The following is a 14,370-nucleotide window of genomic DNA, read 5'->3' on the forward strand; positions in this document are numbered from 1 at the left end:
TTTAGCGTAAAACACCTGTGCGAATGATTTTCACTTGAACAGACGGCACTAGCTGTAAGGATGCATAGACAGCATGCCAATCCTTCTGAAACATTTTGGAGTGATAAGCACGAATATATCGACCAATCCCCAACGTATCTGATTGCTGACCTTGAAGAATCCGCAAAACCTCCTCAAACTCTCCCTGCACATGATCTTGAATCAACTGCTGAACCTCCTTGAAAACGGGGTCTTTATATAAATGGTCATGTGCAAATTCCTCAATTTCTACCTCTATGAGATAATCCATGTCTATTCTTTTTAATTCCTCATTCACCGTCCATTGACGCTTGATATGAATAACATCAGCCGTGATTGGCATCGATTTTCCATCATGCTTCCACATATAGCTCATCCGCGCTTGTTTGCTAGGTTGATTCATTAAGAGAAGCATCGTGAGAGATTGTTTTGGTGTTAATATTGTACCCGTAAACGTTTGACCTGAGAACAAAGCGACACCTGCCGCAACAGCATGCTTTTTATCCTCACTTAACTGAATATACGGAAGTGCTATATCAATTGTCTGTTCAAATAGCATGGAGCCAACCGTCTGTAAATCTAATTTCGGAAAAATTGTATTTTCCTCTGTGCTTTCCATAAAACGTTCATAATAGCCTCCTGCCCCCCCTGCTAAATCCTTTGTTAGCTCTATAAACGGCTTGACATCCCCTTCTGTTACAGCAATTTTTATCGAAATCGGGTTTTGGGGATCACGAAAATAAATATCCAAAATATCATAAAGAGGCTCTCTTACCGTTTGGTCCGATACAAGGATGGTCGATAACTCAGATAAATCAAGTGTTTGTTCTACTTTTAAATTGGCTTGATTCCGTACATCTCTTGGTGAAATGCCGTCCGCTTCAATCACTTCATTTTGCTGAGCTGCTGTATTCGGATAGGCATAATATCCCTTGTATGCCCCTATATATCCGTCCACCCCAACGAGCGTCACAACGGAAGCGTTTTTATAAAGTCGTTCATCCCAACAGCCAGCTAAAAGTAACATAGACAAGAGGAGCATAATCCCTTTACGATACACGTTTTCCCCTCCATTTATTCCAACAAATTATCATCATTGGTAGTAGAATCGTAAACACAATGAGTACGTAGTGTATAGAATTTTTGATAAACTCAATGCGCTGAAATTGCATGACAAATAGCGGCAGGATGGCTAAGAGAAGATGAAAAAAAACAATACTTCGTTTCGGATGCTTCCGTTTTTTTGACAAATAAAGCACACGAAAGGACAAACCGTAGATCATGACCGTAACAATGGACCAAGAAAGCCAAATATAGATGAAAAAAATATCCAGCCGTTTTACAAAATTCACTTCCTGTGATTTTAAAATATACATAATAGGCTCTGGTATTAGTTGAATCTCCTCCAAAGCAAAGAACATTTGTGTAAAGACAACCGAAATAAAATAAAAGAAAAAAATGACGAGTTGATAAATCAATAAGGGCTTTCCCTTCACCTGTAAATCCTGTTTGAGAAATGGACGATAAAGGAGGTACATTTCAATCCCCAAAAAGGCATACATGCTATGAATCATGCCCGCCATGATTTGCCTAGTATTATTCCACTCAACGGGAAAAAGATTACTCCACGTTAAATCTGGAATAGCCAGCATTAAAAAAATGACAAAAAGGAAAATAATAGGAATTAGCATGACACCAATATTGATGATGGTTTCTGGTCTAACTAAATTGGCATACAAAGATAGCCCTACAATCATCATGACAACAATCCATTCAGGTGTTCGGGGCAAGACCCATGAGGCCAGAACATACCCCATATAGGCAATTAATACAGCTGTTATTAATAACCAATAGATCAGATAGACCCAGCGAAAGAACCCATTTAAAAAGAAAAATTGATAATAGCGTTCAAAAAATAACAGCAAGCCGTAATGGAAGATGCTAGCAAGGAAGAAGACATACCATGCACTATGTTGACTGTATATGATTAACGTTGTTTGAAAGGCAATGTAGACAACACCTGTCTGAATGATAAAGAGTAGTAAAAAAAATTGTGCCTTTGATAGAGAAAAATTCATGGTGTATCCTCATTTTTTCCCTTTTCATCCTTCGGTGGTTGAAAGGAAGTAACTTGGACTGTCGGTCTAATAAATGGCCAGCGTAAAAAAATTTTATAAACAGCTTTCGGTTGAAATGGTACGATAGGTGAAAAATACGGCTGTTTCAATGACGTTAAACTAATTAAATGAATTAATAGGATGACAACTCCTACCACAATGCCTAAAAACCCAAATAATGAGGCAAGTAGCATAAACGGAAAACGGATCATGCGAATCGTGCTATTCAATTCAACGGACGGGACAACATAGCTTGAAATGGCCGTTAAGGCGACAACAATGACCATTAAGTTCGACACGAGTCCCGCACTTACAATGGCATCTCCTATCACTAATCCCCCTACGATCCCAATCGTTTGCCCTACTGATTGTGGTAAACGAATACTTGATTCTCGAATGAGTTCCATAATAATCTCAAGTATCAGTGCTTCAATTAACGGTCGATAAGGTATATCATTAACATCATTTTTTACTTGATTACTTAATTCTAAGGGTAATACCTCAAAGTGAAAGCTAATCACAGCAATATAAAATGCTGGTAAAAAAACCGCCGTTACAAACGACAGTAAACGCACTATTTTATAAAAAGAGCCAACCACTACCCGACTATTATAGTCATCAGGTGTTTGATAGAAAGAGAAAAATGTCACAGGGCCAATCAAGGCAGACGGCGAAATATTGGTCATGACCACAACTTTACCCTCCACTAAGTGGGCTACCACACGATCTGGATGCTCTGTATTTAACAATTGTGGAAATGGCGATAACACGGAATCCTCTAGTGCATCACTTAACTGGCCAATGCTATAAAAATAGTCGATTTTAATGTCTGCAATCCGCTTTTCCATCTCTTGTAAGGTTTCAGGCTGTATAACCCCATCCATATAGAGATAATAAGCTTTAGTGTTAGTTTGTTGTCCAATTGTAAAAGATTTGACCACAAGAGCGGGATTATTCACTCGCTTTCGTATCAATGTTAAATTGGTATCCGCCCGCTCCACAAGACCTTCATGGGAGCCTCGCAGAATATGTTCATTGTTTGGCTCCTCAAGATTACGACGAACTTCATTGGTAATCGCTAACGTCAGCATTTTTCCCGTATCAGGCAAAATCACGAGCGTTTCACCTTGGCAAACCCGTTCAATAGCTTGCGGTAGCGCAAAATTATCGAGTGTTGTAAGTAGGGTTTCACTCCAAAAAGGTTTTTCTGTATCTAAACGTGCATAAATGGTATCCAGTATTTTTTGGACTTCCTTCGCATCAACAAGAGAAGCGTAAAAGCATAAAATAGCCGTGTCCCCTTCATGCCAATCTATTTGTCTGACAGTCAAATCCGAGGAATGGTAGAATGCTTTTTGTAGGCTTTTGATCATATACTCCACTTTATCCATAAAACGCCTCCTCTACTGGAGAGTATAAGCATTTTTCGTGTATTTCAAACGCTTAGTTCGTGTGATTCCACGCCATGAAAAAAAGATGCCCTCTAGAACATTTGGGCATCTTCATGATCAGCTATTTTTTAAAATAAGCTTCAATATCCTCATACATAAAGGGCGTTCCCTCTATTTTTTCATGGTGATTATGCAAGGCTGTCATTCGATTGATGATCGGGGCTAATTTTCCTTCATCCTCCTGCGTCAAATTGAAGGCGACGCCATAAGAATAGATTTGGTATTTTTCTTCTAAGGTCCATCTAAAAGTACCCTCTAGGTTAAATGATTGATTCATTAAAATAAAGCTAAATTTAAATTTCATCGTTTGATTAACGGGTAGCTTCAAAGAAGAGCGAATCTTCATGCCGCCTAAGCTAATATTTTCAATGATGATCGGGGTATGACCGATATTAATTTTTTGCTCATTCATTTCGATAATCGTCATAAAGCCCTTCACATAGGCCGGGAATTGAAAACGATAATATTTGCGTCGCTCCACCACAGGTTTTTTATGAACAATCGCTTTTTGTGGTGTTAAAATGCCTTGTGCCAGCATTTTTTCAAAGGCTTTCGCGGGAACAGCCTTCGTATAAATACTACCTTGCAAATAATCACATTCTTGCTGCTTTAAAAAGATAAATTGCTCGTAACTTTCAACTCCTTTTGCCACAACCTGAATACCAAGCATTTTGGCTAAATAAATCGTTGCTGAAATGAGTCCATTTTCAATCGGACGATCATGACGGATTTCACGGATAAACGCTTCATAGATATGGAGTGTCGTTGGTTGGAATGTTCGCAATGATTCTAAGGAAGAGTAGCCTGTTCCAAAATCACCAATAGCAATTTTAACACCGATGTCTTGTAATTCTTTAAGAACGGTCATCACACTTGTACTATTTTTTAAGATTGTACTTTCGCTAATCTCGAACTGTATATAATGAGCTTCAATCGAATTTACCTGTAATTGCTCTTGGACAAACTGAATAAAGCCTTTTTTCATCAGACGGATTGGCGATATCTTAATACTAATTGTTCGCAGCACATGCCCTTGCTGCTTCCAGTGCTGTAACAACGCACATGCTTTTTTAATCACCCAATCTGTAATGATGTGAATCATATGGTTTTCTTCCGCTAATGGAATAAATTCACCAGGTGACACAAGGCCCCATTCTTTATGATGCCAACGAATTAACGCTTCTGCACCGTTGATAACCCCCTTTTGCGGCTCCACCAATGGTTGGAAATATAATTCGAATTCCTCATTTAACATGGCTTGTCGCATATCTCGGTCTAACACATACTGTTTATAGGAAGTAATATCCTCTGTAAAGGCATAAATATGAAAACGATTCCTTCCCTGCTGTTGCGCATAGCATAAAGCGGAATATGCATTTTCTAATAAAATGTTTCTCGTTAAGCCCTCCTCTGGATAAAAAGCAATACCAATGCTAGCAGATAGGTGCAAGTGATAGTCTTTTATCGAAAAAGGTGTATCAAAGGTTTTCAGTACACGGCTAGCCAGCGCGTAAATATGTTGCTTGCTCACATATTTTTTCATGACAATGATAAAATGCTGATTGTCTAAACGTGCCATGTAACTGTGATCATCTGTTAGTGTTGAAAAGTAGTTGGTCACCGTGCGCAGAAGCTCATCACCGATTTTCGTACCTAGCGCATTATTTAAGATATGAAAGCGGTTAATCGAAATATATAATAGTGCGAAGGGTTCGCCAGCTAAGCATAAGGTATCAACTTTATCATGTAAGCTCAAGCGATTTGGTAAACCTGTCAATTCATCATAATACACTAAATAATTAAGCTTCTTTTCTCGTTCAATCTCCTTTGTAATATCAGTTACTAAGCCGAAAATATGGTTGACCTCCCCTTGCTGATCTAGTCTCGGCACAATTTGCTCCAGCAACCACTTTGTCTGATTCTCCCCCGTTCGGATACGATAAATCACTTGATAGCTTTTGCCTGAAGCGAGATGATCAGTATACGCTAATACCTCCTCACGATGTGCAGGATGAATCATATTAATCCATACTTCTGAGTCATCATAAAGCTTAGCTAATGGAATACCAAGAATTCCTTCCAACCCTTTAGAGGCGAACAGCATATTGCCACGAATGGAATCTCGCATCCAAATCCCTGCATCTAAATTGTCAAAGATAGAATGATAGTTGGCTAATGTATCATTTAGTGTTTTCTCAAGTAGTTTGAAAGCCGTTTCGTCTTTGACAACCCCAATCATCTTAAAGGGCTTGTCATCCTTCCATATGACTTCGGCGGCTGCTTGTAGAAAACGCAGTTCATTGGTTTTACCGTGATAAATTCGGAAGTCACTGTCAAAATTAGTCCCTTTTCGAGCATGATTAAATGCATCATATGTCCTTTCATAATCATCTGGATGAATGAACTGGAAAACGTGATCAATACCATCGTTATCTGAACGTGCAAAGCCAAAAATATGATAAAAGTTATCTGAGCAAAACAGTTTGTCATGCTGAATAAAGTACTCCCAGCTCCCAACTGCCGCAATATGCTGGGCGTAATTTAAATGCTTCTCATGTAGCATTAACTGATGCTTCATGGCTGAATACGTGGACATATCTTCAATGATTAAATAGAGCCCCTCCGCCTGATTGTCATCATTTTTGATTGGTATAAACATCAGTACGAGGTTTAGGTTTTGTCCTTGATGCTGTAGTCTTTCAATATCAATCTTGACCGACTTTCCTCGTAATGTTCGATTGAACGCTCTTTTTAATCGTTTATAATCTACATCAGTCAGAATTTTCTTGAAATCTTCTGCATGACTAGGTCGATATTGTAATAGTTCATAGAGTGCTTCTTGATTGACGTAAATAATTTCGCCATCTGCCGAAAACACAATCATCATATCGGGGTGATACTTAGCAAAGGACATGGCATATGAAAATAAACGATGATCTTGAGCTGTTGCCAGCGCAAACGTATGCGGTCTTTCTTCTTTTGTAAAAAACTGCTTTAATAGATTCGGCTTTTTCATCCATCTCACCTCTCCCTACTTTTTACCCACTACTTATTTATCAATTCCCCCAAAATACAGTTTAAAAACTACTATTTATAAAAGAGAAAGAAAAGTTTCATCGACCGTTTTTCGCTGGAGAAGCGCTCTTTTTTATTAGGTGATGCCCCTATCCAAAGAAATAGTTCATATGTTTTTCTTAAGGTACTACGATTAATTCCATATCCAATAGCCAGCGATCAATGGCTTGCTTTGGATAATAGACTTTGTCCCCTACCTTCACATGAGGGATTTCGCTTATGTAACTATTTGATCCATCTGGCACTTCTGTTAATTTTAGCACTTCCACTAAACTGATTCCTAAATAATCAGCTGCCTCTTGTTGTGACAATAGCTGGTGTTGCACGGATTCCTTTGGCTGCTCTTTTAAACTAGTGGCGATGAGCCAGCTTCCTATTAAAAACGACACGGCTAATGAGAAAATCGCCATTGCTATGCTATATTGTTTCAATTCTATCCTCCCTTTCTCATCAAATTTTACCATTAATTCAATAAAAAAAGATGCTCTATAAGCCTATATAGACTTATAGAGCATCTTTCTATTAATAAATGATTATTTTTGGATAAATTGTTGTGTCCAGTAGTTACCTGATTTCACATAACCTACACCGATGTGTGTAAATTTACCGTTTAAAATGTTCGCACGGTGTCCTGGTGAGTCCATCCAAGCTTGTACTACTTCTTGTGGTGAACGTTGACCTTGAGCAATATTTTCACCTGCAGCTTTATAAGCGATACCTAAAGCTTTCATACGATCAAATGGTGAACCAAATGTTGGGCTCGTATGTGAGAAATATTTATTTGTTTGCATATCTTGTGATTTTTCACGAGCTGCAGCCATTAATTTCGCATCTGTTTGAAGTGGTGATAAACCAGCTTTTGTACGCTCAGCGTTTGTTAATTTTACTACTTCTTGTTCAAATGCGTCTACATCTGAAGTTGTTGTTGATGGTGTTGAAGTAGTTGGTGGTGTTGCTGGCTTTTCATTTTGTGATGATTGATTATTATTTGGCTTTGTTGGTGTTGTATTATTTGTTGTTGGCGTCTCATTAGATGGTGTAGATGCCTGTGGAAGTTTAATCGTCCACTTATGATTATTGTTTGACCATTTATAATAATAAACATTACAGTTTGTTGATTGCTGTACGGAATTCCCCTCTGTTGTATTTGCAGCAGCAGAAGCTATTTGAATTGGAGCTGCTAAAAGAAATGTTGCACAAATTGCAGTTAGTGTTTTTTTCATGTTTGCAATTCCTCCTTCTCTGCCACTAATCGTAAGGGATGATTTTCATTAAAATCTTACCAACATCTGCTAACTACGCCAACGAAGAAGAAAATGCGCGAAAAATCACGTTTTTTTCGCGTTATTTTTTAGCAGGTTTCACCAATCTATGAAATACTTACGTTTGAAAGAGGGTTGACACCCCTCCTAAACTCGTAAATATTTTAGAAAATAAACAGCTGATATGAATAAAAAATGTATGTTTTATACACTCATTTTTTAATCGCCTTTCTTCATTACTTTCTTTGCATCACCCTAGAGATGGCTAGTGTCGTAGCCTCATGTTAGCCTAATATTACAATTGTGTTACAAGAGCGTTACATTTCATTTACATAAAAATAAAACAACCTGTGTAAAGCTACACAGGTTGTTCACGTGCAGAAATTCACTGGTTGCTTTATTCTTCAATTAGCCCCAATAACAGGTAAAGCACTAACATTCTCTCCAATAATAACAAGTTTTGCTGGCATTTTTATATATTCTGGGAGCCATTGCACCATTCCATAAGCATATTGGAACAACATTGGGTTTTTGATGCCCTTAATTGGTACATAGCCTTTCATACGATAAATCGTTTCAGGTAATGCACGCACCCAATCTTCAAACTGCTCCTGTGTAAATTCCTGATCTGTAAAATCTACTAAGCGAGAGCCCAGCTGCATTGAGGCTATTGGCGCTTTAACTATATCTGCTTTATCGACCTGTGTTGTTGCCTTCAGCCCCTCTAATAAGCTGAGTGGTACGCGTCCATTTGTCGTTTGCAATATAAAGGCATGAGGGTTCAAGCCCTGCAGTTCATAGACGACCTGACCTTGCTCTGCCTCTGTTAATAAGTCTGTTTTATTTGCTAACAATAGATGTGCATGGCGAATTTGCTCCAGAAATAAAGAGCGCACTTGTGGTGTTAATGTATCACGGTGTAGCCAGAGCTTAGAATCCGCCACCGTGATAATGCCTTTCACATTGAGCTGATCTGCAAAAAGCGGTGAAAAAACGGCATCCAAAGCTTCTACAGGATGTGCTGCACCTGTTGTCTCGATAATGAGCACATCAAAATCACTATCTAATAGAAGAGATTGAATTTGTGCCTCTGTTTTTTCAGCACCCGAACAGCAAATACAGCCCTCTAGCATCTCCTTTAGCGGGATATCCTTTTCCACTGCCTGCGAGTCAAATGGCAGCTTCCCGAGCTCATTCATAATAACAGCAGGCTTTAATTTCTTTTCTTTTAGCTGGCGAATGACATCTGTCAGCATGGATGTTTTGCCACTCCCTAAAAAGCCACTAAATAGGTACACATCTTTCATATTAGTTCCTCCCATAAAAAAAGCTGTCGCAGATGCCGTGAAAGACAACTGTTGCGACAGCTACATTGTTAGTTTGTTGTTTCCTCTGTTTTTTCGGCTGTTCCTACAAGAAGCTCTTTCGCTTTTAGTAACTGAGGATCATCGGCTTTCATTTTTGCACGTAACGCATCCATTAAAGCATACGTTGTATTACCTGTTAGAATGCCTGTTTCTTCAAGGTTGTTCGCTGCTTGTAGTTTTTCTACTGCCTGTGCGGTATTGTCATCAAAGATCCCATCTACTTCACCAGGCTCATACCCTAGCACCTGAAGCATCTCCTCTGCTGCTTTCACAGAGTCAGATTGTAGGCCTGTCTTCATTTCTAAAGAGGCATTCAAGTATGGTAAAGAGGCATAGGATGGATACGCAACTTTGACATCAGGCTCAATTCCTTTTTCATTAATCCAGTTGCCCTTCGGTGTTAACCATTTACCTGTCGTAAATTTCAAATTAGAGCCGTCTTTTAATGGTGTAACATTTTGGACAGTTCCTTTACCGAATGATGTTTCACCAACCACTTTAGCACCAACTGACTCTTTTAATGCTCCTGCCAAAATCTCAGAGGCTGAAGCACTGCCACTATCAACTAGTACCGTAATCGGTAGGTTATATTTTTTACCTGCAATGGCATTTGTAATTTGAGGCTCCGCATCTTTTTCTTGTACCTGCACAATCGCCTTTCCTTCTGGTACAAAGAAATTAGAGATATCGACTGCAGCCTTTAGGTAGCCACCAGGATTTTGACGTAAATCTAATACAATGCCCTTCATTCCTTTGCCTTCATACTCAGTAAGGATTTTTTCAAGCTCTTGGGCAGTTTGTTCACTAAATGATGTAACTTGAATATGGGCAATATTGCCATCCAGCATTTCACCATAAACGGTTTCGACTGGGATGTCATCACGAACAATCGTCATTTGAATAGGTTCCGTATTTTCGCCACGTTTTACCGTTAATTTTACGGGTGTTCCTTTTTCGCCACGAATCAGTGCAACTGCCTCTGTTGCACTTAAGCCCTGAATACTTTTCCCATCAACTGTTAAGATAATATCTTTTGGTAATAAGCCTGCCTTTTCAGCAGGAGAATTTTTGATAGGTGACACAACTGTAATATAACCATTACGTTCTTGGATTTCTGCACCAATTCCTTGGAAGCTTGAAGATAAGCCAGAATTAAATTGATCCGCTTCTTCCTTTACCATGAAATCGGAATAAGGATCGCCTAATGCATCAAACATACCATTGATCGCACCATCGACCACTTTTTCATCGTCAATATCTTGGTAATAGTTATTTTTCAGTAAATCAAATGCTTCATATAATTTTGTAAATTCCTCTCGTTCAATCGGAACTTTCACTTCTACTACTTTCTTATCACCAAAGGTTAACGCAAATATTGTTAAACCTGCCGTAATAAGAATTGTAAAGAACATTAGCATGATAAATTTAAACGGTTTCAGTTGTATAAATTGTCCTGCCGGCTTTATTTCAGCTGGAGTCGGCTCCTGCTGCTGTTCTGTACTTTCTTTTTTCTGTTCATCCATCTTGATTGTCACCACTCTCATTTACACTAACTTGTTGTCACACTACTACCATCTTAACAGGTTATCCAGAAGACGAAAAGAAAAAGACTGTCAAAATTTCATGACAGACCTTGTCCGATCATGCTTCATTATAACTAGCATTCCAGCACCTATTCAGCCATCATACTACTAAGTTTAGGCATATTATGGTACTGCCTTTTAATTTTACTCATTTCCTAGTAGCAGTCAACAAAAAACTCAAAGAATCATAGAAATGCTATAAGAATATAACGTGCCAGTGTCCAAAAAAGTTGCATCCTATCAGAAATTATTCATGAGTTTTTGCAGTTTTTTATATACGGAATGCACGGTTAATCGATGAAAGGCAATCAATTGTCCTTTATAAACTACTGAAAAAATACCATATGGTGTCGGTGATTTCTCCATCAGCTCTTCTCTCGTTTGAAGATCCACCAGCACTGGCTGCAATCCTAATTTTTCGGCAGCTAATTGAATATTTTCCGTGGCGACGTCTACATATGGACATTGAAAGGAACGTAAAATCGTTAAATGAGGAAATCTCGTTAATCGTTCCTGCCAATTATCAGGAAAGTATGGCCGTTCAACGCTTTCATGAAATGGAAAGGCCCATAATTCAAAATCATTGAGTGCTGTTGCCATATGCTGAAACTGATGCTGTAAAAATAAATCCTTGCTTGGCGTCCAGGAAGTTTGGTCATTTGTAATGACCACCACTCCCTTTTTCCCACGTTCCTTGGCATCCTTTAAGCACCTCTTCAGTAATTGTGTACCATAGCCCTTACCCACTGCACTTACCCATAAACAGTGAATCACCACATAGCCATCTGCATGTACAACTCTTGAAGAGTATTCCGCGTCTGTATATTCTATAAAACCTACTTGTTTTTGATTTTCAAGTACTTGTATGTAATGTAAGCCCTTTTCAAATTGTTGATTAAGCCATTTGTTTTTGTTCTGATAGCCCTCTGTTTTTTTCTTGCTTCGTAAACAAAAGCTACCCTTTCCCTCTAACAGCTCACTATTCATTTCAATCAGCTCTACATGGTGTGTCAATGCTAGTCCCCCCATCCGTTGATTGTACTAATTTTACCATTTTTAGTGAATCATTCAACGATCATCGGAATCGCCTTTTCACTTGTTGTCGCATATGATGCAAGTAATGACAAATGTAAGGAGGAAAAACAATGGGGAGAAATAATAAACCGAGCCAAGGCAATGAATCCATAGAAATTTATGCGGCTAAGCTATCCTATATTGGCACAGCCATTTCAACATTAGGGGATGGTTTACAAACCATTGCAGCGGGACTCGCATTAGAAGCGCTCCAAAACGCGAACAATGATTCTTCTCAAACGAATAATGGCAATGGAAATGGGCATCAAACAGTTAAAATAGATAATATGCAGAAACAAATTGATTATTTAATTGCTGAGCTTAAACACATCAAAAAAATGTTTAAATAACCTTTACATAAAGAAAAGTGTTGAAGACGTTTCTGCTTCAACACTACTGTTTTTTTTCCATTTTCTTATGTGTCCTTTGGATTTCCAATAATTCAGAAACCTTCACAAACTGATAGCCCTGTTTTTCAAGCTCCGGTATGATTTGTTCCATTGCCTGAACCGTTTGTGCTCGATTTCCCCCACCGTCATGAAATAGGACAATATTGCCTGCTTTCACACCTTTTAAAACGGTATTCACGATGCGATGAACACCTGGGCTTTTCCAGTCAAGCGTATCTAAATGCCAAGACCACATAACAACCTTATAGCCTTTTTTTGAAATTGCATCAATCATCGCATCGGTATATTGTCCTTCAACTGGTCTAAATAATGTTGGCTGATAGCCTGTAATCCCTGCAATCACTTCATCTGTTTGCTGTATTTCTTTCATTAAATTGGTAACATTTGTTCTTAAAGGGTGTGTATAGGTATGATTGGCCAATTCATGTCCTTCTTCGTACATTCTTGTAATCAGCTCAGGATTTTTTTCTGCATTTTGACCGACAATAAAAAAGGTTGCTTTTGCATTATATTTTTCCAATACATCAAGGATATCCGCTGTATATTTGCGATGTGGCCCATCATCAAATGTTAAGGCAATGATTTTTTCATCTGTCTGAATTTCCCAAAGAATTTGACCTGCTTCCTCATAATACTTTCTTCCTTTATTTTCAGAAGAACTCACTTTTACATAAAAAAGCGACACTGTGATTAGACTAAGTGGTAGTAAAAGCAATAAAAACTTTTTCACATTTTCACGTCCCCAAATAATTATTTTCGTACTTTATTATTTGAGGATTTCCTAAAAAAATGCTTATGTTTCACATTCATTCATTAAAATTTGGTGGTGGATATGATGTGCCAGATGTTCCATATACTCCTCTATCAACCATCCCAATGTCCTTTGTTGTTGATTCATCACACATGGCTGGGCCAATGTCTCTTCATCAAGGTGGTCCAGTACATACATGATTTTTTTGTTGATGCTTGTCCACAACATTAAAATATCTTCTATCGGTAATTCCTGATAGCCCTGTAACGCGACCCATTGTACTTGGTCGTATGTAGTCACTACATAGGGTGAAGCTTCATTCTGAACTTGAAGAAATCGTTCAAGATTGACAATAGCCGAATCACATAAATGACCGATTACTTCTTTTTTGGACCATTTTTTTGGAGCAGGTCGTTGTGTTATTTCCGCTTCTGTCATCACACGAAATACTTCTGGTACTTTTATAAGCCAATAATGTAATTGTTCAACTGTCTTTTGCACGAAGGTAACTCCCTTCTGAAACAATTGTTACGTAATAATCTAATAATGCAATCACTGCCTGCACCCGCTTATGTTCGATTTCAATTTTAAAGGAAATCCATATAATGGCGACATTAAAACTCAAGACGGCTAATGCAACGATTTGGACAAGCGACATGCCGATCATGAGCTTGCTATTCATGGTTGTAGCAAGCAATGTAAACACGGATAAAATAACACCACTCATGGTAATAAACATGGGCTTCATGCGTATTATCTCATTTGCCTGTACCTTTAACAGATGGACAATAAATCGCAGCTCTTGCCTTGTATATTGTTGCTGAAGGATAACAAAATAGGACTGATACACATCCTCATCAAGCTTTTTATGCAATATATTTTTATGCATCTTTTGCACAAATTGATCACAGAAATCGTTCGCCAACGCTTGCTCTGGCTGTAGCTGTTCTTCTTTATGTTCTATAAAAGCGACCCTCAAACCCCCTCACCCTCTCATATTAAAACTTTCACTCCATTTACTATATGAAGGAAAGAGAGCCGTGTAGTACGAATTGAAGCAAAGTCGTTTATTTTTGAGAGTCTTTTTGCCGCGCTCTACTTAATCCAAAAATAGCTGTTGCGAAAACATAAACTACCGTACAAAGCCACATTATCACCCCATTCCAAGCGCTTTTAGCAATCGTAATATTCGCTAATAGCGCTATTTGCATGATACAAACGGCGATATAAAGCATAAATGTGTAATTCAACCGAGAACCTCC

At 38.4% G+C, this 14,370-nt stretch carries 14 protein-coding genes; 1 reads left to right on the forward strand and 13 read right to left on the reverse strand.

Annotated features, from left to right (window positions below; genetic code table 11):
• Window position 1: 1 nt before the first annotated feature.
• From AAJG31_RS02325 to AAJG31_RS02365, 9 genes are all read right to left on the reverse strand, one after another.
• A complete protein-coding gene (locus AAJG31_RS02325) occupies window positions 2–1,078 on the reverse strand; it encodes a Ger(x)C family spore germination protein (protein ID WP_279494968.1) in 1,077 nt (358 codons plus the stop codon).
• Window positions 1,068–2,096, reverse strand: a complete 1,029-nt coding sequence (locus tag AAJG31_RS02330) for a GerAB/ArcD/ProY family transporter (protein WP_279494967.1) — start codon at window positions 2,094–2,096, stop codon at window positions 1,068–1,070. The genes AAJG31_RS02325 and AAJG31_RS02330 overlap by 11 nt, the downstream gene beginning before the upstream one ends.
• Window positions 2,093–3,526 carry a spore germination protein gene (locus tag AAJG31_RS02335; protein ID WP_048392906.1) on the reverse strand — a complete coding sequence of 478 codons (1,434 nt, stop codon included), beginning with the start codon at window positions 3,524–3,526 and terminating at the stop codon, window positions 2,093–2,095. The genes AAJG31_RS02330 and AAJG31_RS02335 overlap by 4 nt, the downstream gene beginning before the upstream one ends.
• Window positions 3,527–3,647: 121 nt before the next feature.
• The gene (locus tag AAJG31_RS02340) at window positions 3,648–6,602 is read right to left on the reverse strand and encodes an EAL domain-containing protein (protein ID WP_279494964.1); all 2,955 of its coding nucleotides are present in this window, start codon (window positions 6,600–6,602) and stop codon (window positions 3,648–3,650) included.
• Window positions 6,603–6,780: 178 nt separating this feature from the next.
• A complete protein-coding gene (locus AAJG31_RS02345) occupies window positions 6,781–7,092 on the reverse strand; it encodes a helix-turn-helix domain-containing protein (RefSeq protein WP_279494962.1) in 312 nt (103 codons plus the stop codon).
• Window positions 7,093–7,194: 102 nt separating this feature from the next.
• Complete coding sequence (locus AAJG31_RS02350; protein ID WP_048392912.1) at window positions 7,195–7,884, reverse strand: CAP domain-containing protein; 690 nt, start codon at window positions 7,882–7,884, stop codon at window positions 7,195–7,197.
• A 443-nt stretch (window positions 7,885–8,327) separates the two neighbouring features.
• Window positions 8,328–9,230, reverse strand: a complete 903-nt coding sequence (locus AAJG31_RS02355; protein WP_279494959.1) for a GTP-binding protein — start codon at window positions 9,228–9,230, stop codon at window positions 8,328–8,330.
• A 68-nt stretch (window positions 9,231–9,298) separates the two neighbouring features.
• The gene (locus AAJG31_RS02360) at window positions 9,299–10,813 is read right to left on the reverse strand and encodes a S41 family peptidase (RefSeq protein WP_048392917.1); all 1,515 of its coding nucleotides are present in this window, start codon (window positions 10,811–10,813) and stop codon (window positions 9,299–9,301) included.
• A gap of 300 nt (window positions 10,814–11,113) precedes the next feature.
• Window positions 11,114–11,887, reverse strand: coding sequence for a GNAT family N-acetyltransferase (locus AAJG31_RS02365; protein ID WP_115673563.1), 774 nt, complete (start codon window positions 11,885–11,887; stop codon window positions 11,114–11,116).
• Between the two features lie 131 nt (window positions 11,888–12,018).
• Between AAJG31_RS02365 and AAJG31_RS02370 the strand changes: the two genes are divergently transcribed.
• Entirely contained in the window at window positions 12,019–12,297 is a 279-nt protein-coding gene (locus AAJG31_RS02370) for a hypothetical protein (RefSeq protein WP_048392921.1), read from the forward strand.
• A 43-nt stretch (window positions 12,298–12,340) separates the two neighbouring features.
• On the opposite strand, the gene AAJG31_RS02375 is transcribed toward AAJG31_RS02370, so the two are convergent.
• The 4 genes from AAJG31_RS02375 to AAJG31_RS02390 all read right to left on the reverse strand — a co-directional run bounded on the left by AAJG31_RS02375 (window position 12,341) and on the right by AAJG31_RS02390 (window position 14,358).
• Window positions 12,341–13,087 carry a polysaccharide deacetylase family protein gene (locus AAJG31_RS02375; protein ID WP_279494957.1) on the reverse strand — a complete coding sequence of 249 codons (747 nt, stop codon included), beginning with the start codon at window positions 13,085–13,087 and terminating at the stop codon, window positions 12,341–12,343.
• A gap of 63 nt (window positions 13,088–13,150) precedes the next feature.
• Window positions 13,151–13,609, reverse strand: coding sequence for a DinB family protein (locus tag AAJG31_RS02380; RefSeq protein WP_279494956.1), 459 nt, complete (start codon window positions 13,607–13,609; stop codon window positions 13,151–13,153).
• Entirely contained in the window at window positions 13,593–14,087 is a 495-nt protein-coding gene (locus AAJG31_RS02385) for a hydroxymyristoyl-ACP dehydratase (protein ID WP_279494954.1), read from the reverse strand. Before AAJG31_RS02385 ends, AAJG31_RS02380 begins: the two co-directional genes overlap by 17 nt.
• A gap of 88 nt (window positions 14,088–14,175) precedes the next feature.
• Entirely contained in the window at window positions 14,176–14,358 is a 183-nt protein-coding gene (locus AAJG31_RS02390) for a hypothetical protein (protein ID WP_054548621.1), read from the reverse strand.
• Window positions 14,359–14,370 lie beyond the last annotated feature (12 nt).

Source organism: Lysinibacillus sp. BS3 (assembly GCF_039614735.1).
GTDB classification, from domain to species: domain Bacteria; phylum Bacillota; class Bacilli; order Bacillales_A; family Planococcaceae; genus Lysinibacillus; species Lysinibacillus capsici.